Source organism: Sulfitobacter sp. F26169L, from assembly GCF_026410285.1.
Taxonomy (GTDB): Bacteria; Pseudomonadota; Alphaproteobacteria; order Rhodobacterales; family Rhodobacteraceae; genus Sulfitobacter.
On sequence record NZ_JAPMLP010000003.1, the window covers coordinates 37,219 to 59,314 of the forward strand.

The following is a 22,096-nucleotide window of genomic DNA, read 5'->3' on the forward strand; positions in this document are numbered from 1 at the left end:
GGAGATTGTAATGCACATCCCCTTCGACAACAGCTATGCCGCCCTGCCCGATGCGTTCTATACACGCGTAAGCCCAACACCCGTTAAGGCCCCCAAACTATTGGCATTCAACGGCGATCTTGCAAAGATTCTGGGTCTATCTGCCCCCGAGATGGCCGAGGTTGCCGAGACTTTTGCGGGTAACAAGATACCCCAAGGTGCTGATCCCTTGGCACAGCTTTATGCGGGTCATCAATTTGGCAACTACAACCCGCAACTTGGTGACGGGCGGGCGATACTACTTGGAGAAGTCATTGATACCAACGGCCTACGGCGCGACATTCAGCTAAAGGGTTCAGGCCGCACCCCCTATTCGCGGGGCGGTGACGGGCGTGCATGGCTTGGCCCTGTACTGCGTGAATATGTGGTATCCGAAGCGATGCACGCTCTTGGCATCCCCACCACCCGCGCTCTTGCTGCTGTTGCCACCGGCGAAGATATCCTGCGCGAGCAAGGCCTGTTGCCCGGTGCGGTTTTGACGCGCGTTGCCGCCAGCCACCTGCGCGTCGGAACTTTTCAGGTGTTTGCCCATCGCGGCCAGACAGATGATCTGCAAACGCTGACCGATTTCGCGATTTCGCGCCACTATCCCGATGCATCGGGCCCGATGGACCTGCTGCGCGCGGTCTGCGCACGGCAGGCTGATCTGGTCGCCGCTTGGATGTCTGTGGGCTTCATTCACGGTGTTATGAACACCGACAATTGTTCGATTTCCGGTGAGACGATTGATTACGGCCCGTGCGCGTTTATGGATGATTTCCGCATGGGCCGCGTGTTTTCCTCGATTGATCAACAGGGGCGCTATGCCTTTGGGAATCAGCCCAACATGGCGATCTGGAACATGGCGCAGTTTGCCACCGCCCTGATGACGCTGCGCGACGACAAGGAAGCTGCGCTGGAAGAGGCAACGGCGATCATCCATGCCATGCCCGACCAAATCGAAGCGGCGTGGTTAAAGCGCTTTGCCGCCAAGATCGGCATTTCGAACCCGGATTCGGCAGATACCGATCTGATCCAGAGCCTGCTGGACCTGATGCAGAAGGACGGCGCGGATTTCACCAACACCTTCCGCGCCCTGCCAACCGCCGCAGCGCGTGACCAGTTCAGCGACCGCGCCGCGTTTGACGCCTGGACGCAAGAGCACAGCGCGCGCACCGCCGCCGAGCCGGACGCGGTAGCGACCATGAACGCCGCCAACCCCGCCGTGATACCGCGCAACCACCGGATAGAGCAAATGATCGTCGCAGCCACCGCCGGTGATATGGCACCTTTCCAGCGGCTGATGAGCGCCTTTGCAACGCCTTTTAGCCTCAGCGATGCTGATCTGGCCAGACCGCCTTCGCAGTCGGAAATTGTGCCTGCCACATTCTGCGGGACCTAAAGCGTGCGGGGGCGGCGGTTGATCAGCGTTATTCCTACCGCCACCAGCGCAAGCGCCAACCAGATCGACAGGCCGATCTGCTCTCCCAACAGCAGCCAGCCCATGAGGACCGACGCCACGGGTGAGATAAAGCTGAACGAGGCCACGGAATTGGCGGGATACCGCTTGATCAGCCAGAACCACGCCAGATAGCCCAAGCTGGCCACCGCGATAATCTGGAACAACATGCCGGCAATGTGGATCGGCTGTACATCGCGCAAAAGCGGGCCCAACAGCGGCGCAATCAGCAACAGCACCGGCGCGGACACAGCCACCTGACCAATCAACTGCTGTTCTGGCGGCACGTATGCCAGCGGCGTGATCCGTATCACCAGAACGATGCCGCCCCATGCCAGTGCCGAGAATAACGCGAGCAAATCACCTGTCCAGCTTACGTGCCCGCCGCTGCGATCCGACAGGGCCACAACCACACCCGCAAATGCCAACACCAGCCCCAGCGCCTTGCGCTGCGTCAGACGTTCTTCGGGGATCAGCACTGTACTGGCCAGCGCCAGCCACAGGGGCATCGAATAGAATATCACCGAAGAGCGGCTGACCGATCCGATATCAAGCGCCGTGTAAAGGCACACAAATTCGAACGCAAATAATAGCCCCGACACCACAGCCCAAGGATAGGCCGCGCGCGGCATGCGCAGCGACACACCGCGCAGGCGCATCCACAGCAACAGCACAACCACCGCCCCGGCAGAACGTACACCGGCAGCAAACACAGGGCCAAAGCCGCCCCCCGTGACCTTGATCACCACCTGATTGAAGGCCAGATGCAGCGCAAATGCTGTCAGAGCCGCTGCGCCAAAGGCGTCCATATCTGTTTTACGTTCCATGACTTAACCAATCGCCTTGTGAGCGCGAATGTCAATGCAGCCGGGATCGCAGTTTTCCCCCGACACAGACCGCGCAAATATGCCATGATGATGAAATAGTGAATCAAAACAGGGGGAGCTTTTAAATGAGCCTTATGAAAACACTGGCCAAAGTGGCCATCGGGGTTGCGGTCGCAAAGGGTGCCGGCGCAATGATGAAGCGCCGCCAGCAGGGCGGTACGTCCCAGGCCGGTGGTCTGGGCGGTATGCTGGGCGGCCTGACAGGTGGCGGCGCATCCACAGGTGGCGGCGGGCTTCAGGATATGCTGGGCGGTTTGCTGGGGGGCGGCGCAACAGCGGGCGGCGTAGGCAGCGGTGGGCTCGGCGGCATGCTGGAGAGTCTGGGCGGCGGCAAAAGCGGCAGCACAGGCGCGCAAGGTGGCCTTGGCGGCCTTTTGGGCGGCCTTGCCGGTGCGGCGGGTGCAGGCGGCCTGCTGGGCGGCCTAAGTGGCGCAATGGACAAGGCGCCCGCCCGGAATGACGCAAGCTTTGGCGCGGTTCTGAACTCGCAGTTCGACCAGACACCGGAACCTGCAATCACCCCCTCACAGGATCAGGAAGCGGTTGCGGCCCTGATGTTGTCGGCGATGATACAGGCCGCCAAATCGGATGGCACATTCGATGATGCCGAAAAAGAAAAGCTGCTGGGCCATCTGGGCGACGTTGACGCCGAAGAAGCAGCGTTTGTGCATGCGCAGTTGAAAGCCCCTGTCGATATTGACAGCCTTGTCGCCAACACGCCGCAAGGCATGGGCCCGCAGGTTTACGCAATGAGCGTGATGGCGATTGACCTCGATACACAGGACGAAGCGCAGTACCTTCATAAATTGGCGACGGCATATGGTATGCAACCGCAAGAAGTGAACGATATTCACGCACAAATCGGCGTGCCATCACTTTACACCTGAGCAACCGTCAGTTGCTGACAAAAAAAGGCGCCTCGAACGGGCGCCTTTTTCTTTGTATTGATCGCTCTAAGCGGCGCCACCCGTTTTGGCACCACCGCCACTGCGACGCCTCCGTCCGCCATTACCACCGGGTTTTGCAGCACCTTGTGGTCTGCCACTGCCCTGCGGTCGGCCTGCCCCTTGGGGACGACCGCCACCGCCGCTGCGGCCACGGCCACCACGGCCTTTCTGCTTGGGCTTGTCGGGGATTTCATGGCTTTCCCATGCCCGGCCGGATGCGACAGGAATACGGATGCCCATGGTTTTCTGGATGTCGATCAGTTCGCCCATCTCATCAGGTGCACAGAACGCAATCGCCGCACCGTCCTTGCCTGCACGCGCCGTGCGGCCAATCCGGTGGACATAGTTATCGGGCACATTTGGCAGTTCATAGTTATAGACGTGCTTCACATCGGGAATATCAAGCCCCCGCGCCGCAACGTCTGTGGCCACCAGAACCGTGATATCGCCCTTTTTGAACGCATCAATCGCACGGTCACGCTGCCCCTGGGATTTGTTCCCGTGGATAGAGGCCGCATCAAAACCCTCTTTGACCAGATCCTTCATCAGCTTTTCACAGCCGTGTTTCGTGCGCCCGAACACCAGCGCACGTTCGCCTTTGTGCTTTGCCAGTAGTTCGATCAGCAGGTTCTTCTTTTCCGCCTTGGCGATGAAATGCACCTCTTGGGTGACCTTGTCCGCCGCCTTGCCCGGAGGGGCGACTTCGATGCGGATCGGGCTGTTGAGATAGCTGTTGGCGATCTCGTTCATCAGCTTGGGCATCGTCGCCGAAAACAGGAATGTCTGGCGCTGCTTGGGGATCACTTGCGAAATTTTGCGCAGATCGTGGATGAAACCCATGTCCAGCATCTGGTCGGCCTCGTCCAGCACAAGGAACTTTGCCTCGTCCAGACGCACGGCGCGCCGGTCCATCAGGTCCAGCAGACGCCCAGGTGTCGCCACCAGAATGTCAACGCCGCCGTGCAGGCGTTTGATTTGTGTGTTGATGTTCTGCCCGCCGACAACCATCGCCACCTTGATCGGTGTGCTTTCGGCAAAGGAGCGCAGGTTCACGCTGATCTGTGTTGCCAGTTCGCGGGTGGGTGCCAGCACAAGGCCGCGCACGGATTTGGGGTTGGGGCGGCCTTCCATTTCCAGCATCCGCGCAATCAGCGGAATGCCGAAGGCAGCCGTCTTACCGGTGCCGGTCTGGGCAAGGCCCATAACATCACGGCCGTTCAAACCATGGGGAATCGCCTGTTTCTGGATCGGCGTGGGTTCTTTCAGCCCCATTGCCGCCAGTCGTTTTACCAGAGCTGCGGGCAGCTCCATCATGTCAAAATCGCTCATTATATAACTCGTCTTCCGCGCGACGGAGAATTCCCGCGCGCTTGTCATCAGGGTGCGCACAACGCGATCACAGGAACGGACCAAACGTCCGGCACCTGTCGGCATGCGTCTGCCCCACGCGTGATTTTGGGAACAACGAGCAACCTTGCACTACCGGACAATCCGGTCACCTGCTCACGCGGCAGAAGGTACGCTCTGACCCCCACATGGGGGCTGGCGACGGATAAGTCAACGCACCATGGTCACCGTCAACGTTACGTTCTATGCAGGGACAAAACGAAAAGGCCCCCTCATGTCACAGAACCCGTCCCGCGAACGCCCCCTGCTGGCTGTCCTGATCGACGCTGATAACGTCCCCGCCAAACACGCAGGCGCCATCCTGCGCGAGATCACCTCAATCGGCGAGCCTGCCCTGCGGCGGGTTTACGGTGATTGGGCCAGTGCGCGCCTCAAGCCGTGGAATGACCAGTTGCTTTCGCTGGGCCTTGTGGCAGTGCAGGAAACAGCCAACACAAAGGGCAAGAACGCGTCCGACATCGGCTTGGTCATTGATGCGATGGACATTCTGCACGGTGGCCGCTTTGACGGATTTGTTTTAGTCAGTTCCGACAGTGATTTCACCGCCTTGGCAAACCGTCTGCGCGAAAACGGTCTGATGGTCATCGGCATCGGCGAGAAGAAAACGCCAGAGGCGCTGCGCAACGTGGTTAACCGTTTCATCTTTATCGAAAACCTTGAGGATTCGCCGGAAAACACCCCGCGCGAAGGTGCCGAGAAAAGCGAGAAAGCCCTGCCGCTGATCAAAGCGGCCATGAAAAAGATGGAACCAGTCGATGACTGGTACAGTCTGGGGCATTTAGGCAACATCATTATTGCTGCACATACCGATTTTGACACCCGCACCTACGGCCACAGCAAGCTGTCCCAACTGGTACAGGCGATCCCGATGCTGGAATACCGCAAGAACAACAACGGTCAGGTCAGGCTGAAACCTTAATGCGCGCCTCTTGCACGTCCTCTCCCAAACGCGCATCAAACGTCAGAATATCACCGGAGAATGTGAATGGATAACTTGCGCGGCGCGATTCTGATGGTGCTGGCCATGCTCGGCTTTGCCATCGAGGACAGTTTTATAAAATTGATGGGTGATGCCCTGCCCGTCGGCCAGATCCTGATCATGCTCGGCATAGGCGGATCGGTCGTATTTGCGGTGATCGTCCTGTTACAGCGGCGCGCATTGTTTGAACCCGCGATGCTGGGCGGCCCCGTGATTGTACGCGGGATCGGTGAAATTGTCGGCACGGTCTGTTTCATCTCGGCCATCGTGTTTACCCCGCTCTCGACAGCTTCCGCGATTCTGCAGGCCACGCCGCTGGTTGTAACATTGGGCGCGGCACTGTTTCTGGGCGAAACTGTGGGCTGGCGGCGATGGGCGGCCATCGCGGTTGGATTTATCGGTGTGATGATGATCATCCGTCCGGGGCTGGAGGGGTTTTCGCCCCTGTCGCTTTTTGCGCTGTGCGGCGTATTCGGTCTGGCAACGCGCGATGTGGCGACGCGCCGGATTTCGCCGGACCTTTCCACAATGCAGCTCAGTTTTCTGGGGTTTCTTGTGCTTGTCCCTGCCGGACTGATCCTGCTGCCCCTCACCGGACAGCGGCTTGCCCCGCTTGATGCGCGGTTGATGGTGCTGATGGTTTCGGCAATCAGCATCGGTGTTTTTGCGTATTACGCCATCGTTGCCGCCATGCGTGTGGGCGAGGTCAGCTTTGTCAGCCCGTTCCGCTATACCCGCCTGATCTTTGCGCTTGTCCTTGGAATCACGTTCTTTGGCGAACGCCCCGACATGATGACCTTGCTGGGCGCAGCGGTGATTGTCGCCTCCGGCATATATACCGTTCTACGTGAGCGCAAACACCGTGCCAAAGCCGTTCGCAGCCCTTCCCAAGCTTGACAGCGCCCTATAAGACGAGCGCAAATTCACCGATCTGCCCCAAGGAATATGCCCCATGAGCACCATCATCGACATCCACGCACGCGAAATTCTGGACAGCCGTGGCAACCCCACAGTCGAGGTTGATGTGGTCCTTGAGGACGGCACAATGGGCCGCGCGGCAGTGCCATCGGGGGCGTCCACCGGCGCGCACGAGGCGGTGGAAAAGCGCGACGGTGACAAGTCACGCTATTTCGGCAAGGGCGTCCTGGAAGCCTGCGAAGCGGTAAACGGCGAGATTGCCGACGCGCTGATCGGCATGGACTCGACCGAACAGGTCGACATTGACGAGATGATGATCGAACTGGACGGCACCGCCAATAAATCCCGCCTCGGTGCAAACGCCATTCTGGGCGTTTCCCTGGCCACCGCCAAAGCGGCTGCAGATTTCTGCACACAGCCGCTGTATCGCTATGTCGGGGGCACTTCTGCGCGCATCCTGCCCGTCCCGATGATGAACATCATCAACGGCGGCGAACATGCCGACAACCCGATCGACATTCAGGAATTCATGATCATGCCGGTGGCGGCTGACAACATCCGCGATGCCGTGCGCATGGGTGCCGAGGTGTTTCACACACTGAAAAAGGAGCTCTCCGATGCGGGCCTTGCAACGGGCGTTGGCGATGAAGGCGGGTTTGCACCAAACATCAGCTCAACCCGCGATGCTCTTGATTTCATTCTTAAATCCATTGAAAAAGCAGGATACAAACCGGGCGACGACATTCACCTCGCTCTCGATTGCGCGGCATCGGAATACTACAAGGACGGCGCTTATGTCCTTGGTGGCGAAGGCAAAAAATTGTCTTCTGACGAAAACGTCGACTACCTGAAGGCGCTGGTAAACGACTACCCCATCATCAGCATTGAAGACGGCATGCACGAGGATGACTGGGACGGCTGGATCGCACTGACCGCGGCTATCGGCGACAAGGTACAACTGGTCGGAGACGATCTATTTGTGACCAATCCTGCCCGTCTGGCAGATGGCATCTCCCGTCACGCAGCTAACTCAATGCTGGTAAAAGTCAACCAGATCGGCACCTTGACGGAAACTCTTAAAGCTGTCGACATGGCGCACCGCGCAGGTTTCACGAATGTAATGTCGCACCGTTCGGGCGAAACCGAAGATGCCACGATTGCAGACCTGGCAGTCGCCACTAATTGTGGCCAGATCAAAACCGGCTCGCTTGCGCGCTCGGACCGGTTGGCGAAATACAACCAATTGATCCGTATCGAAGAAGCACTCGGCGAAAGCGCGCAATACGCAGGCCGCAGCATTCTGAAATAAGTAAAGGGAGGGCAATTGCCCTCCCTTTACCGTCCACCCCAGCGGAGTTAATCCCAGATATCTTCGTCAACTTCTGGAAGATTGTTCAATTCTTCTTCGGTCAAGTTTGTAACGTAGTGGTATTCGCCACCTTCCCCGATGGTAAAGCGGACGCTGTCCAAAGGCAAAATTACATCGCGGTCCCCGATATCGAGAAATCCACCGATTTCAACGAGAACCGCGACCATCCGACCGTTTTTGTCGAGCAGCACATCGGAGATATCTCCGACCTTGTTCCAATTGGCCTCAACGCGGGTGTACGGCTCGCCACTAATCCATGCGGGATCTTCAGAGGTGACTTCAAGACGGTAGATATCACCATCAGCAATCTGGTCAGCAGAGATCAAATCATTCGGGTTTAACGTGCTTTGCGCTGTGGCAAATGTAGATGTCGCTGCGATAAGTGCGGTGGTCATCGCCAGAATACGGGTTTTCATCGTTCAAGCTCCTTGTACTTCTCACTGGTTTCACTGAATTAACGTCCAATCGTCCGTTTGGTTCACCCCGAAACCGGATTTCTTTCTGCCCTGCAGCATTGGATAAAACCCGAGTAGTCCGTGACAACCGGTATCGTGCAACCTAAACAAACGCAGCGACCTTCCGCGAAGAGTTCAAACATGACACAATTGTTAATCCGCCCTGCCACCACCTCTGCTGATCTGGATGCTGTAAGACAGCTCTGCTGGGATTATCGCGCTCATCTAATTTCCGTTTCGCCAGTTGAGGCAGAAATTACGCAGACGTTTTACCCCGTACCAAAATACACCACCCTTATGGATAATCTTGCGGTCGAACATGCGCGCCCTCAGGGTATTATCCTTTTGGCAGCGCTTGCTGGTCGTCCGGTCGGCTGCGCGATGACCCATGCGCTGGATCCGGAAACCTCTGAAATTAAACGCCTGTTTGTCGGCCCTGACGCGCGGGGCCTTGGTGCTGCGCGCAAATTGGTCACTGCCTTGATGGATCAGGCCCGCGCCGATGGATTCAGCCGCGTTGTGCTCGACACCTCGGTCAATCTTACTCCCGCGCGCGCACTCTACGCCGACTTGGGCTTTACTGAGCGTGGCCCCTATCAGGATATCCCCGAAATAGCTTTGCCGCACCTCATCTTTTTCGAGGCTGGATTATAAACCGCAAACGCATGGTCGCATTCGCGGACCAAAGCGTTCTTGCCATTCCCGCGCTGGTCGATAACGCTACCCGTATGAATGCTGTTGTGCCTGCAGCTGTAGTTACGGTGTCACCTGTTGTACCTGACAGGGGGCCGGATTTATAGTGAATCGCCTTCGAGCTGTCTGATCGCAACGAATAACATACTGGGCCGCTTGACGTCCGCCCTACATTACAATTTGGCGATACGTGTTGTGTCTGCGTGTACAAACGGGGCTGGGCGTGGCCTAAATTTCAGATATCTTCCGACACCTCCTGCTGATCCGGTGCGTAACCTCGGTTGCGCGCACCGGATAAATCATGTCTTGCGCGCTCGCGCTCCGTCAGGTCGCGTTTGGTACGCTGACCGTGCCGCCGCCCACTGCCGCACGCACGCCTGTTGTGCCTGCGCAGGATGTCGGCAACCCACGGGCCACCCGTACCGCCAGATAGGCAAATGCCTGCGCCTCCAGCATGTCACCGTCCAGTCCGACATCTTCGACAGGCACAACAGGGCAGTCCAGCGAAACCTGCAACATCTGCATCAGCACCGGATTGCGCCGCCCGCCCCCGGTGACCAGAACGCGGCTGGGCGGGCTGGGGCAATGCTGCATCGCCTCTGCTACTCCTGCAGCACACATCGCTGTCAGCGTGGCGGCTGCATCTGCGTCAGACAACTCGCGCACCAGCGCCACCATTTCGGCAAAATCATTCCGGTCCAGTGATTTGGGCGGTATTCTTGCGAAATAGGGCTCTGCCAGAAACAGCTCCAGCGCGCCGTTTTCAACCACGCCACGCCGTGCCACGCCGCCGTCCTTGTCATAGGCAAGCCCCAGCCGCTCCTGCATCAGATCATTTACAGGTGCGTTCGCGGGCCCGGTGTCGAACGCCAGCAGCGCGCCTTCGGCCTGCGGTTCTGCGATGCGCGGATCAACCCAAGTGAGGTTTCCGACCCCGCCAAGATTGAGAAACGCCACAGGCCCGTCAGCCTGAATGTAACGCGCGCAGGCGTGGTGGAAGAAAGGCGCCAGCGGCGCGCCCTCGCCGCCCATCTCGACATCTGCGCTGCGGAAATCCCAGACCACCGGCACCCCAAGCGCTTCGGCCAGCATCGCGCCATTGCCCACCTGTAACGTGCCCTGCAAACGCGGCGCATGGGCCAGTGTCTGGCCATGAAACCCGATCAGATCAACATCGGTGAAATCGCGCAAAATCTCCAGATGGGCGGCTTCGATGGTTTCTGCCGCTGCTTCTACTGCCGCGCCGGACCACTGGCCGAAACCTGCTGCAATTGTCGCGCGCTCTGCCGCACTGTAATCGCGATAGGCAGTGCGCCCGAAACCGGTGATGTCGCGCCCGTCGGTGCGCAGCACCGCCACATCCACCCCGTCCAGTGATGTGCCGGACATCGCGCCTGCCGCCGTGACGACACCTGTCTTTGCAATGGCACTGCTCTTGCCGGGTTCGCCCATAATCTTGCCTTTTCCTTTGGCCTCACTGCGCCTATAGATGCCCTGCAATTTGATCCGAGGGCAAGCGCCATGACATACCACCCCAAATCCGAATTTATCTCAGTCATGATGGAGCGTGGCTATCTGGCCGATTGTACCGATTATCAGGCGCTGGACGAGGCGCTGCTGAAAGGTGCGCAGCCTGCCTACATCGGATATGATGCCACGGCAAAATCGCTGCATGTGGGCCACTTGTTGAACATCATGATGCTGCGCTGGCTGCAAAAGTCGGGTAACAAGCCGATTACCCTGATGGGCGGCGGCACTACAAAGGTGGGTGACCCCAGCTTTCGCGCGGACGAGCGCCCCTTGCTGACACCCGATCAGATCAACGCGAATATCGACGGTATGCAGCAGGTTTTTGCAAAATATCTGACCTACGGCGATGGCCCGTCTGATGCGATGATGCTTAACAATGCCGAATGGCTTGACGGGCTGAACTACCTCGATTTCCTCCGCGATATCGGGCGGCATTTCAGCGTCAACCGCATGCTGGCCTTTGAAAGCGTCAAATCGCGGCTGGACCGCGAGCAGTCCTTGTCGTTCCTTGAATTCAACTACATGATCCTGCAAGCCTATGATTTTATGGAGCTTCACCGCCGCTATGGGTGCATCCTGCAAATGGGGGGCAGCGATCAGTGGGGCAATATTGTGAACGGTATTGATCTCACGCGCCGTGTGATCGACGGCGAGGTCTACGGCCTGACCTCGCCACTGCTGACCACGTCTGACGGCAAAAAAATGGGCAAATCGCAGGGCGGGGCAATCTGGCTGAACGGCGACATGCTGTCGCCCTACGAATTCTGGCAGTTCTGGCGCAACACCACTGACGCCGATGTGGGCCGGTTCCTGAAGCTCTATACTGAACTGCCCGTCGATGAATGTGAACGTCTCGGCGCGCTTCAAGGGGCCGAGGTGAACGAGGCCAAGATCCGGCTCGCCAACGAAGTTACGGCTTTGCTGCACGGTTCCGAAGCTGCGGCAAATGCCGAAGCCACTGCGCGCGAAGTGTTTGAAAAGGGCGGTGTTGGCGATGATCTGCCCACACTGGTGCTGACACAGGACGAGATCGGCGATGGCGTTTCCGTTGTTCAGCTGATCGTGAAATCCGGCCTTGCGGGCTCGGGCAAAGAGGCCAAGCGGTTGATTGCGGAAAACGGCGCACGGATCGATGATGCGCCGCTTACGGATGCGGGCATGATGATTACTGCCAATGATCTTGCGTCGCCAATTAAGCTGTCTGCGGGCAAAAAGCGCCATGCACTGATTCAGCTTGGTTAATAACAGCGGGGTTAAGGCGTCCTTAACCCTGCTGCACGCGTAGTGTTGGCATGTTTGACGCCAGCACTCCCCATCCAACGCACGCGCTGATGCAAGACCCCGCTTTTGCCGCCGCACTTCGCCTTTGCGGTGAGCGGCCTGTTGTTCTGCCTTCAGGATTAGTGTTGTTAAAGCGGCGGCTTGCGGGTGTTAGGGTGCTCATGCTGCCACGCGCCTACCCGCCGGATGATCTTTCACATCAACTCGCGCTTGCAGGGCTTGCGCGGCTGCCCTTGCTGCTCTCTCCCGAGGCTCCTTGCCCGATGCCGCGCGCCCTGCCCATCACGGGTCAGCGTAAGATGTTGCAAATTGATCTTTGCCCCCCTGAAACAGTTCTGCGCGCTACACTGCACCAGAAATGGCGTAACCAGCTTCGCCGCGCTGAACAGTCATATCTTCGCGTCCGCCAAAGCAGATTGCCGCCGGATCACCCTTTGCTGGCACTGGCGGCCAAGCAAGCGAAGGCGCGCGGCTACCAGAACTGGCCTAGCGCGCTGACCGCTGCTTTTGCACAGACTGCACCACCACAAACCAGCCTGTTCACCGCACACTTGCGCGGTCACCCCGTGGCGCATATGCTGTTTCTCCTTCACGGCACCCGCGCTACCTATCACATCGGGCATACCAGCGATGCAGGGCGTAATGCCTGCGCGCATAACCTCCTGTTGTGGGGCGCAATGCGCCATTTATCCCGTCACGGGATCACACTCCTTGATCTCGGCCCGCTCACCACCCCCGCCATTGATCGTTTCAAACGCCGAGCGGGCGCGCGGGTGGTGCCGACCGGCGGCACTTGGTTGCGGTGGTCCCCTCTTGCGCGCGTCAGACCTACGTGATTATCTGAACACATGTTCAAATAGGGAGTGTTTTGAATGCAGATGTCCACCACCGCCGCTGTCATCACCGGAGGCGCATCGGGCCTTGGCGAGGCAACCGCCCGTCACTTTGCCGCGCAAGGCGCGAAAGTAACCCTGCTGGACCGTGACGCCGCGCGCGGTGCTGATGTCGCCAAAGAGATCGGCGGGCATTTTATCGAAACCGACGTAACCCGCGAAGACTCTGTCGAGGCAGCGATTGCACAGGCGCAAGAGCAGATGGGCGCCCTGAATGCGGCCGTCAACTGCGCAGGTATCGCTGTGGGTATCAAAACCACGGGCCGCGATGGCGCGCACCCGTTGCCGGCGTTTCAGAAAACGATTGATATCAATCTCACCGGCAGCTTCAACGTGGCCCGTCTTGCAGCGACCGCCATGGCAAAGAACGAACCCGACGGCGAAGGCGCGCGCGGTGTGATCATCAACACCGCCTCGGTTGCCGCCTATGACGGGCAAAAGGGTCAGGTTGCCTATGCGGCCTCCAAAGGTGGTATTGTGGGCATGACGCTGCCGATGGCGCGCGATCTGGCGCAATCCGGTATCCGAGTGATGACAATCGCACCGGGAATTTTCGGCACACCCATGCTAAAGGGGCTGCCGCAGGACGTGCAGGACAGCCTTGCCGCCGAAGTGCCCAATCCCGCGCGTCTTGGCGACCCGAATGAATATGCCCGTCTGGCGGCGTTTATTGTCGAAATGGGGTATCTGAACGGCGAAGTGATCCGCCTCGATGGTGCGCTCAGAATGCGCTGATCACCTGCACGGCGGGTAAGCTGGCCCGCCCTGCACCCCAAAAAGGCGGAATTACTTTTCCGCCTTTTCTTCCAGCATCAGCCATTCTTCCTCGGCATCGGCCAGCTTTTCATGCCGCTGCACCAGCGCATCGCTGGCCTTCTGGAATTTCGCCGGTTGCTCCGTGAACAATGCCGGATCGCCAAGCAGTTCTTCCAGTTTTGCAATTTCTGCGCCCAGCCGTTCGATCTCGGCGGGCAATGCCTCAAGCCGGTGTTTCTCGGTAAAGCTGAGGCCGCTTTGTGGTTTCGCTTTGGCTTGCACCTTTGCGCCGGAGCTTTTTGATTTCACGACACTTTCCGAGAAATCCTCCATCCCGCGCTGCGCGAGATAATCACTCCACCCGCCTGCATAGACTGTCGCTTTGCCGTCACCTTCCATGGCGATGGTTGTAGCGGCCACGCGGTCAAGGAAATCACGGTCGTGGCTAACCAGAATAACCGTACCGTCATAACTGCCCAGCAATTCCTGCAACAGGTCCAGCGTTTCTACATCCAGATCGTTTGTCGGTTCGTCCAACACCAGCAGATTACTTTCGCGCGCCATCAGCTTGGCCAGCAGCAACCGCGCTTTTTCCCCGCCCGAAAGCGAGCGAACGGGCGCGCGCGCCTGCGCTTCGTCAAAAAGGAATTCCTTGAGATATCCGACGACGTGCTTGGGGTTGCCGCGCACTAATATCTGGTCTGCCTTACCAGAAACCCGCATGTCGGGATCCCCCGTCAGGCTGTCCCACAGGGTCATGTCTGCGTCGAGCTGCGCACGTGCCTGATCAAACAGCGCCAGCGCCAGGTTGGTGCCGATCTTCACGGTGCCGCTGTCGGGTTCTTCCTTGCCAATCAGCATGTTAAGCAACGTTGTTTTACCAACACCGTTCGGCCCCACCAGCGCAATCCGGTCACCGCGGTTAACGGTAAGCGAAAAATCACGCAAGATGATCTTATCGCCGTAAGCTTTTGATATATTATCAATTTCGATCACTTTGCGGCCCGATTTCGGCCCGGCTTCAAGGGCCATGGCGGCGGTGCCCTGCCGCTTGATCTGGCCCGCGCGTTCGGCGCGCAGTTCTTGCAGGGCGCGCACACGGCCCTGATTGCGTTTGCGCCGTGCTGAAATTCCCTCAACGGCCCACCGCGCCTCGGCCTTGATCTTGCGGTTCAGCTTGTGGCGCTGCATGTCCTCTTCTTCCCAGATTGCATCACGCCATGCCTCAAACCCCTGAAAGCCGATCTCTTGGCGGCGTACAGCACCGCGATCAATCCACAAGGTCGCACGGGTCAGCGCGTTCAGGAATGCGCGGTCGTGAGAGATGATGACATAGGCGGCACGGGTCGATTTCAGCTCGTCCTCAAGCCATGCAATCGCTTCGATATCGAGGTGGTTTGTCGGCTCGTCCAACAGCATCAACTCAGGCTCAAGCGCCATCAACCGCGCCAGTGCCGCGCGCCGTCGCTCGCCGCCTGATGCAGTGGCAACAGGGCGTTCGGGATCAAACTTCAGGCCTTCGCCCGCGCGTTCGACCTTGTACAACTCCCCCGGCTCCAGACCGTGTGAAGCAAAATCGCCCAATGTCTCGAACCCGGTCAAGTCGGGGTCCTGCTCCATGTAGCCGACACTGACCCCCGGCCCTGCGGTGACCATACCGCTGTCCGCCTCGACAAGGCCCGCCATGACCTTCATTAGCGTCGATTTGCCAGAGCCGTTGCGCCCCACCAATGCCAATCGGTCGCCCTGCTGGACGACAAGACCGAGGTCTTCAAATACAGGATCGCCGCCAAATGTAAGGGCGATATCGGAGAGCTGGAGAAGGGGTGCGCGTGCCATGTCTGTCGCCTACTGCGCGCGGGTTGAAACGTCAATCAGACAAGTGCGCGAAGCAGTTTTTTACGCGCGGGCGGGATTGCATCAATCTCCAGTCCGGTGAACACATGCAGCGTATTCATTGTGTGGTCCACGACCGCATGATCGCTCACCCAGCCGCCCATCAACAGATAGGTGCGCAGCAGCGGCGGCATGGTTGCGGCGGCTTCCTTCAGATCGGGTGGATCGGTAAGCAGTTCGGCATAGGGATACACATCACCTGCCTTGGTTTCGGGCATCCACTGTGGCGGTGCCAGATGTCGCGCCTTCAGCACGCCGAAAGCATGCAGGTAGGGTTCAGGCTTCGTGCCCGCAAATGACGAACAGCCGAACAGCAACTTGATATCATTCGCGTCCACAAATGCTGTCAGTGCCGCCCATGCAATGCGCAGGATGTCGGGGTCTTTGTGATCGGGGTGGATGCAAAAGCGCCCCAGTTCCAGCAGAGTTCCCTGAAAGGTGGATAATGCTTCAAGATCATAGAATTGCGCCGCATAGCTATCGTTAATTTTGGCCACAGGCAGGATAGACATCCGAAATGCCGCAACCAGTGCGCCGCCTTGCCCTAACGTAACCATCACCTGCGTTGAAACTGCATCAAAGCGGTCCGTCTGCCCGCTCGCCGCGCCGAAACATTGCGCCCGCAGATCTAGAACGGCTTGCATGTCTGCGCTGCCATGCACAGGGCGAACGGCATAGTTCCCTTTGGCCATCGATATCATGGCAATTGCGCGGCCCTGCCCACCAGTGTTGGAAGCCAACAAGCCACGATGCAAGGGGGCAGGATCAGCCCGCCAGTCCGGCAGGGTTGAAGCGGCCGATATTGCCCAGCAACTGGCGCAGGAAGCCGGTGTCGCCTACGCCCGATGTGGTTACACGCCGCGCCAGCGGTACGACCTGCCCGCGCTCAAGCCCGAAACGTTCGATGTTGCGCACAACACCTGCATTGTCGAAACTGATCGCCAGCACTTCCCGCTCGACCACTTTGGGCGCCAGCGCGCCGAATGTGCGTTTGCGGCTGCGTACATAGTAAAAGCCGCTTTCATTCACCACACCCGCTGTTGCAGGTGTGCCAATTGCCTCCTCGACCGAGGCGCGCGTATCCACACCGACAACAATCTGTTCAAGGTCTTCGGCGGGCGGGATATAGCCGTGGTTGACATACTGCGGCGTACAGGCCAGCAGACCACCACCAAGCGTTGCCGCAAGCAGCACCCGCCGCACACCGCCTGTGTTATTCATAATACCCATGGTGCTGCCCCTTGCCCTTAACCTGTCTGGCTTTTATCTCGCATATACCAAATGCGCCCCATGGTTCAAGAAACGAAAGCACATAGCAAATGTCTCCACAGCCCCCAAGCACAACCGGCCTGCGCGTTTCAAGCCTGTCACAGTCCGGCAAAACGCCTTTTTCACTGCGTCCCGATGCTGCAACTCTAGCCGAACTGGCGCAATCACTCGAACTGAGCGGCTTGCGCAAATTATCATTTGAGGGACATATCGAACCCTTCGCAGATACGGACTGGCGAGTCGTCGCGCGGCTTGGGGCCACGGTGGTGCAACCTTGTGTGGTTACACTTGAGCCGGTCACCACGCGGATTGATATCGATGTCATCCGCAAATTCGTCCGCGACTATACCGAGGCGGATGCACCTGAGATAGAGATGCCCGAAGACGACACCGTAGAGCCGCTTGGCACCTGGATTGACCCCGCGCAGATCATGGAAGAAGCGCTGGCCCTCGCCGTACCTGAATATCCGCGTAAGGAAGATGCCACCACAGGAACAATACGTGTGACCGAACCCGGTAAGAAACCTATGACCGATGAAGATGCGCGTCCTTTTGCCGGTTTGGCCGCCCTGAAGAATCAACTGGGCGACAATTCAGAGGAGTGATGCCGAACAGGTCGGCAAAACCGGCAAAATCTGGCTTGGATTGTGTGATTTCCACCGTGTTTTGCTGCATCTGCACGAAATAGGGTTGGACAAGCGCGCAGCACTTGCCTAAACGCACGACACACCCGTACGGGAGTTGATCCGAAACACGGCCCGACGCAGCCGATCTGCGCGCTATGGCCCCGAATACAAAGGCACCTGATATGGCTGTCCAGCAGAACAAAGTATCCAAATCACGCCGCAACAATCGCCGCGCACACGATTCGCTGTCTGCGGCGAACCCGAACGAATGTTCAAACTGCGGCGAGCTGAAGCGCCCCCACCACATTTGTGCATCCTGCGGCCACTACGCAGAAAAAGAAGTTGTCGCACAGATGGACGAGATTGATCTCGACGACGACGCGGCTTAAGCTGCCGCGAGCATTCACAACTAAAGGCATTCGCAACCGATGACGGCCGCGACCGATCACAAAACAGCGAACGCCCGCACCCTCATCTCGGTCGATGCGATGGGGGGTGATCAGGGGCCGGCAGCAGTAGTTGCCGGTTGCCTTATCTCGGCCAAGCTGAACCCCGACATCTCATTTATCCTGCACGGCCCTAAGGCTGAATTGCAGACGCTTGTCGCCAAGCACCCCAAACTGCGGGGCCGTGTGCAGATTCGCGATGCCCTTGGCGTTGTCACAATGGACGACAAGCCCAGCCAGGTGGTGCGCAGCGGCAAGGACACCTCCATGTGGTCCACGATCGAGGCTGTGCGCACCGGCGAGGCAAGCGTCGCAGTATCATGTGGCAACACGGGCGCGCTGATGGCGCTGTCTATGATCCGGCTTCGCAAATTGCCCGGTGTGAACCGCCCCGCCATCGCCGTGCTCTACCCCTCTTCCAACACCCAGGGGTTCAATGTGATGCTGGATGTCGGCGCAGACATCCGCGCGGATGCCGATGATCTGTTGCGCTATGCGCTGATGGGCATGTCATATGCGCGCAACGGTTTGAACGTGAAAACCCCGCGCATCGGCCTGCTGAATGTCGGCACCGAAGAACACAAGGGCCGCACCGAACTGAAAGAGGCGCATGATCTGATTCGCGACCATCAGGCCGATGCCGCCTATACCTTTGTCGGCTTCGTCGAAGGTGGCGATATCTCCGGCAACAAGGCAGATGTCATCGTAACAGACGGTTTTACCGGAAATGTTGCGATCAAGACCGGTGAAGGCACGGCCAGCCTGATCGGGCAGCGTCTGCGTGAGGCGTTCAAATACTCGGTCCTGTCACAGCTAGCCTCATTGCTTGCCTATACCTCGCTCATGCGGCTTCAGAAAAAAATTGATCCACGCCGTGTGAATGGCGGCGTCTTTCTGGGGCTGAACGGCACTGTTGTAAAATCACACGGCTCAGCCGATGCCACGGGCATTTCCGCCGCCATAAAACTGGCTGCGCAACTGGCCGAAAACGGATTCAATGACAAGCTGGCGGCGCGCGTCGCTGCCGCCTTGCCCACCGAGGAGGCAGAACCGGAATGACCGTGCGCGCCGTTGTAAAAGGGGTTGGCCATTACCTGCCCACCCGTGTTGTCGAAAACGCCGAGTTCGAGGCAAGCCTTGAGACAAACGATGAGTGGATCCGCGCCCGCTCCGGTATTGAGCGGCGCCATTTCGCCGGTGAAGGTGAAACCACATCGAGCATGGCAACAGCCGCAGCACAAGCGGCGCTGGATATGGCGGGCCTGCAGGCCGATGATGTCGATGCTCTGGTTGTAGCGACCTCTACCGCTGATCTGACTTTTCCTTCCGCGGCCACGATGGTGCAGGCCGAACTCGGTATGACGCGCGGCTTTGCCTTTGATATTCAAGCGGTTTGCGCCGGTTTTGTCTTTGCGCTGTCAAATGCGAACGCGCTGATTGTGTCGGGTCAGGCGCGCCGCGTTCTGGTGATCGGCGCGGAAACATTCAGCCGCATCATGGACTGGAGCGACCGCAGCACATGCGTATTGTTCGGCGATGGCGCTGGTGCGCTGCTGCTTGAAGCGCAGGATGGCAACGGCACCTCGGCGGATCGCGGCATCCTCTCGACCGACCTGAATTCGGACGGCACGCACCGCGACCTTTTGTATGTCGACGGTGGCAGTTCTACCGGGACAACAGGTTATCTGCGGATGCAGGGCAATCAGGTATTCCGCCATGCTGTCGAAAAGCTGAGCAAAACAGCTACCACCGCCATGGCAAGGGCAGGCGTAGACAGTGCGGATGTAGACTGGATCGTGCCGCATCAGGCAAATATCAGAATTATTCAGGGAACCGCGAAAAAGCTGGGCCTGCCGATGGATAAGGTTGTTGTCACCGTACAGGATCACGGCAACACATCCGCCGCGTCCATTCCGCTTGCCCTGTCCGTCGGTGTGGCACGTGGCCAGATCAAACAGGGCGATCTATTGGTCACCGAAGCGATTGGTGGCGGTCTGGCGTGGGGTGCAGTTGTGCTGCGCTGGTAAGCGCAGCAACCGCCTACAACCTGCGCGCGATACGCGAAGTTGTTGACTTGAACCGTCAATCTGGCCAATGTCGCACCACACTAGGGGGAGAATAATATGACAAGCAACACATTGACACGCATGGATTTGAGCGAAGCAGTGTTCCGCGAAGTCGGCCTGTCGCGCAATGAAAGCGCGCAATTGGTCGAAACAGTACTGGAAGAAATGTCTGATGCGCTGGTACGTGGCGAGCAGGTAAAAATTTCGTCTTTCGGCACATTTTCTGTACGCGATAAATCAGCGCGCATCGGCCGCAACCCTAAAACCGGTGAGGAAGTGCCGATCAATCCGCGCCGCGTGCTTACGTTTCGCCCCTCGCATCTGATGAAAGACCGTGTCGCGGACGGCAACAAGTCTTGATCTGATGTCCAAATCGCCCGACGCATTCCGAACGATTTCAGAGGTCGCAGACTGGCTTGGCATCCAAGCCCATGTTCTGCGGTTCTGGGAAAGTAAATTCACACAAGTGAAACCGATCAAACGCGCGGGCGGGCGGCGCTATTACCGCCCTGCGGATATGCTGTTGCTGGGCGGCATCAAAAAGCTGCTGCACGATGACGGCCTGACGATTAAGGGCGTGCAAAAGCTGCTGCGCGAAGAAGGGATGAGCCACGTTGCGGCCATGTCGACACCGCTGGAGGATGCCGACATTGATCCGGTTGCCGCCGGGACTCCGGCTACCGCACCAAAACCGGAACCCAAGGTGGAGCCGGAAGCAGTGGTCTTGCCTTTCGAAGCGCCTAGAGATGCCAAACCGCAGGACATAGCGTCTGAAGTTGCGGCTGTTGATACGACCGTTAAGGATGAACCGACACTAGCTGGCGAACCGGAACTAACGGAAACAGAAAATACCCACTCCGCGGATACACCGGGTAATGTCGAAGAAGCAGTGAGCAAGTCAGCAGGCGCTACATCGTCGGCAACAGACGAATCGTCTGACCTTGGAATAGCTCCGCAAACTGACGAGCCGACGCAGGTTGAAGAAGTTGCACTCGAAGTAACCGAAGCTGTAACCGCCGATGCTTTGGAAAGTGAGGCAGTTTCGAACGAGCCCGAGAGCATGTCTGTTACAGAAGAGCCCTCTGCCGCGGACGCAGTTACGCAGACAGATGAACCTACCGCAGAAGAAACGCATACAGCCGAAGCAGCGGGCAACAAAGGCGAAGCCGTCGAACGTAATCCAGACAAAACGTCTGCAATCGAAGAGATGGCCTCCACAGATGGTCCCGTCCAAACAGGCGAATCGTCTGAGCCGAAACCAGTACCTTCTGAGCAAACTGAGCCGGAAACTGCTGATTTATCAGATGGCACCGACGCGGATGTAGCGGATGAAGCGGGCGAGATATCTGCCGCCGACGATATTCCTGTTGCTGAAAACGCAGATACAGTAAACGCCAAGGCAGAGGCGCCAAAGACAACCACGGGCAGCGCACGGGAAAGTGTGACCGCGTCCGCTGAACAGGTAGATGCGCAAACGCCCGTTGATGCAGAACCTTCCGACACTGAAACGGTGGCTGATACCGCGCCGGAACCGGATCAACCCGTCCTCGCGGAGGGATCGGAGAACTCTGACGAATCGGAAGATATCAGGAAAGGTCTGTTCGCGGATCAGACCAGAGAAGCTCCTGCCAACAAGGCCGATGAAGCAGGTGAAGGCGAACCGGCGATTGAGGCCATGTCGCCCCTGCCCTCATTCCTGCGCAATTCGACGCAAGACATAGCGACACCAGCGTCTTCGGAAGTTTCGCCGGACAAAACAGAGCCCGTGCAATCCCCCCAGCCTGAGGAAGCACCAGAGCCGGAAGTGCACGCGCCAAAAGCCCGCGACATCGGCATGCCTGACGTCAGCGCAGAAGCAGACATTCACGCCACTCCCGCCGCCCTCACGAGCGCCTGTCGCACCCGCAGGCTGGACCGGACGACAGCAGAGAAAATGCGCCCACTTCTGGCTCAACTCGGCGTCCTGCGTGATCAGATGGCGGCACGGCGCAGCAACCAACAGCCAAAATCCTGAACGCTGTACCAAATGCGGCAATTGCCTCTTGCGCCGCCCCGTTTATGCGGTATGAACAGCCCCATGTCGGGCTATGGCGCAGCCTGGTAGCGCGTCCGTCTGGGGGACGGAAGGTCGCAGGTTCGAGTCCTGCTAGCCCGACCACGACATACACAAAACGCTCGCATCCTGTCAGGTGCGGGCGTTT

At 58.5% G+C, this 22,096-nt stretch carries 22 protein-coding genes and 1 tRNA gene; 16 read left to right on the plus strand and 7 right to left on the minus strand.

Annotation, left to right across the window (positions count from 1 at the left end):
* Positions 1–4: 4 nt before the first annotated feature.
* Positions 5–1,420 (plus strand): protein adenylyltransferase SelO, encoded by a 1,416-nt coding sequence (locus OS189_RS06960; RefSeq protein ID WP_267166999.1) that lies wholly within the window; start codon positions 5–7, stop codon positions 1,418–1,420.
* Here OS189_RS06960 and OS189_RS06965 read toward each other — a convergent pair.
* Positions 1,417–2,304 carry a DMT family transporter gene (locus tag OS189_RS06965; protein ID WP_267166581.1) on the minus strand — a complete coding sequence of 296 codons (888 nt, stop codon included), beginning with the start codon at positions 2,302–2,304 and terminating at the stop codon, positions 1,417–1,419. The two genes, OS189_RS06960 and OS189_RS06965, sit on opposite strands and share 4 nt — an antisense overlap.
* Before the next feature lie 125 nt (positions 2,305–2,429).
* Between OS189_RS06965 and OS189_RS06970 the strand changes: the two genes are divergently transcribed.
* Positions 2,430–3,251, plus strand: a complete 822-nt coding sequence (locus OS189_RS06970; protein WP_267166582.1) for a DUF533 domain-containing protein — start codon at positions 2,430–2,432, stop codon at positions 3,249–3,251.
* A gap of 66 nt (positions 3,252–3,317) precedes the next feature.
* Here OS189_RS06970 and OS189_RS06975 read toward each other — a convergent pair whose 3' ends face one another.
* Positions 3,318–4,640, minus strand: a complete 1,323-nt coding sequence (locus tag OS189_RS06975) for a DEAD/DEAH box helicase (RefSeq protein ID WP_267166583.1) — start codon at positions 4,638–4,640, stop codon at positions 3,318–3,320.
* Between the two features lie 292 nt (positions 4,641–4,932).
* On the opposite strand from OS189_RS06975, the gene OS189_RS06980 reads away from it, so the two are divergent.
* The 3 genes from OS189_RS06980 to eno all read left to right on the plus strand — a co-directional run bounded on the left by OS189_RS06980 (position 4,933) and on the right by eno (position 7,924).
* Positions 4,933–5,637: an NYN domain-containing protein gene (locus tag OS189_RS06980; RefSeq protein WP_267166584.1), complete on the plus strand. Its 705-nt coding sequence runs from the start codon at positions 4,933–4,935 to the stop codon at positions 5,635–5,637.
* Positions 5,638–5,703: 66 nt separating this feature from the next.
* Positions 5,704–6,594, plus strand: coding sequence for a DMT family transporter (locus OS189_RS06985; RefSeq protein ID WP_267166585.1), 891 nt, complete (start codon positions 5,704–5,706; stop codon positions 6,592–6,594).
* A 55-nt stretch (positions 6,595–6,649) separates the two neighbouring features.
* Complete coding sequence (eno, locus tag OS189_RS06990; RefSeq protein ID WP_267166586.1) at positions 6,650–7,924, plus strand: phosphopyruvate hydratase; 1,275 nt, start codon at positions 6,650–6,652, stop codon at positions 7,922–7,924.
* A 47-nt stretch (positions 7,925–7,971) separates the two neighbouring features.
* On the opposite strand, the gene OS189_RS06995 is transcribed toward eno, so the two are convergent.
* The gene (locus tag OS189_RS06995; protein WP_267166587.1) at positions 7,972–8,400 is read right to left on the minus strand and encodes a PRC-barrel domain-containing protein; all 429 of its coding nucleotides are present in this window, start codon (positions 8,398–8,400) and stop codon (positions 7,972–7,974) included.
* Positions 8,401–8,580: 180 nt separating this feature from the next.
* Here OS189_RS06995 and OS189_RS07000 point away from each other — a divergent pair, with 180 nt between their 5' ends.
* A complete protein-coding gene (locus OS189_RS07000) occupies positions 8,581–9,093 on the plus strand; it encodes a GNAT family N-acetyltransferase (protein WP_267166588.1) in 513 nt (170 codons plus the stop codon).
* Positions 9,094–9,456: 363 nt separating this feature from the next.
* On the opposite strand, the gene OS189_RS07005 is transcribed toward OS189_RS07000, so the two are convergent.
* Positions 9,457–10,584 (minus strand): anhydro-N-acetylmuramic acid kinase, encoded by a 1,128-nt coding sequence (locus tag OS189_RS07005; protein WP_267166589.1) that lies wholly within the window; start codon positions 10,582–10,584, stop codon positions 9,457–9,459.
* Between the two features lie 69 nt (positions 10,585–10,653).
* Between OS189_RS07005 and tyrS the strand changes: the two genes are divergently transcribed.
* The 3 genes from tyrS (at position 10,654) to OS189_RS07020 (ending at position 13,571) form a co-directional block, all read left to right on the plus strand.
* Positions 10,654–11,904 (plus strand): tyrosine--tRNA ligase, encoded by a 1,251-nt coding sequence (gene tyrS / locus OS189_RS07010; RefSeq protein WP_267166590.1) that lies wholly within the window; start codon positions 10,654–10,656, stop codon positions 11,902–11,904.
* Positions 11,905–11,993: 89 nt separating this feature from the next.
* The gene (locus tag OS189_RS07015) at positions 11,994–12,779 is read left to right on the plus strand and encodes a GNAT family N-acetyltransferase (protein WP_267166591.1); all 786 of its coding nucleotides are present in this window, start codon (positions 11,994–11,996) and stop codon (positions 12,777–12,779) included.
* Positions 12,780–12,815: 36 nt separating this feature from the next.
* Complete coding sequence (locus OS189_RS07020; RefSeq protein WP_267166592.1) at positions 12,816–13,571, plus strand: 3-hydroxyacyl-CoA dehydrogenase; 756 nt, start codon at positions 12,816–12,818, stop codon at positions 13,569–13,571.
* Positions 13,572–13,622: 51 nt separating this feature from the next.
* Here the strand turns inward: OS189_RS07020 and OS189_RS07025 are convergent, their stop codons facing one another.
* From OS189_RS07025 to OS189_RS07035, 3 genes are all read right to left on the minus strand, one after another.
* Complete coding sequence (locus tag OS189_RS07025; RefSeq protein ID WP_267166593.1) at positions 13,623–15,431, minus strand: ABC-F family ATP-binding cassette domain-containing protein; 1,809 nt, start codon at positions 15,429–15,431, stop codon at positions 13,623–13,625.
* A 35-nt stretch (positions 15,432–15,466) separates the two neighbouring features.
* The gene (locus tag OS189_RS07030; protein WP_267167000.1) at positions 15,467–16,189 is read right to left on the minus strand and encodes a GNAT family N-acetyltransferase; all 723 of its coding nucleotides are present in this window, start codon (positions 16,187–16,189) and stop codon (positions 15,467–15,469) included.
* A gap of 64 nt (positions 16,190–16,253) precedes the next feature.
* Positions 16,254–16,709 (minus strand): outer membrane protein assembly factor BamE, encoded by a 456-nt coding sequence (locus OS189_RS07035; RefSeq protein ID WP_267167001.1) that lies wholly within the window; start codon positions 16,707–16,709, stop codon positions 16,254–16,256.
* 98 nt (positions 16,710–16,807) lie between these two features.
* Here OS189_RS07035 and OS189_RS07040 point away from each other — a divergent pair, with 98 nt between their 5' ends.
* The 7 genes from OS189_RS07040 (at position 16,808) to OS189_RS07070 (ending at position 22,053) form a co-directional block, all read left to right on the plus strand.
* Positions 16,808–17,362: a YceD family protein gene (locus OS189_RS07040; RefSeq protein WP_267166594.1), complete on the plus strand. Its 555-nt coding sequence runs from the start codon at positions 16,808–16,810 to the stop codon at positions 17,360–17,362.
* A gap of 203 nt (positions 17,363–17,565) precedes the next feature.
* Entirely contained in the window at positions 17,566–17,772 is a 207-nt protein-coding gene (rpmF, locus tag OS189_RS07045) for a 50S ribosomal protein L32 (protein WP_267167002.1), read from the plus strand.
* A gap of 39 nt (positions 17,773–17,811) precedes the next feature.
* Positions 17,812–18,888: a phosphate acyltransferase PlsX gene (gene plsX, locus OS189_RS07050; RefSeq protein WP_267166595.1), complete on the plus strand. Its 1,077-nt coding sequence runs from the start codon at positions 17,812–17,814 to the stop codon at positions 18,886–18,888.
* Positions 18,885–19,856: a beta-ketoacyl-ACP synthase III gene (locus OS189_RS07055; protein WP_267166596.1), complete on the plus strand. Its 972-nt coding sequence runs from the start codon at positions 18,885–18,887 to the stop codon at positions 19,854–19,856. Before plsX ends, OS189_RS07055 begins: the two co-directional genes overlap by 4 nt.
* Before the next feature lie 96 nt (positions 19,857–19,952).
* Positions 19,953–20,255 (plus strand): integration host factor subunit alpha, encoded by a 303-nt coding sequence (ihfA, locus tag OS189_RS07060; RefSeq protein WP_260000780.1) that lies wholly within the window; start codon positions 19,953–19,955, stop codon positions 20,253–20,255.
* Between the two features lie 4 nt (positions 20,256–20,259).
* Complete coding sequence (locus tag OS189_RS18700; RefSeq protein WP_267166597.1) at positions 20,260–21,909, plus strand: MerR family transcriptional regulator; 1,650 nt, start codon at positions 20,260–20,262, stop codon at positions 21,907–21,909.
* Positions 21,910–21,976: 67 nt separating this feature from the next.
* Positions 21,977–22,053, plus strand: a tRNA-Pro gene (locus OS189_RS07070).
* Positions 22,054–22,096: the final 43 nt, after the last annotated feature.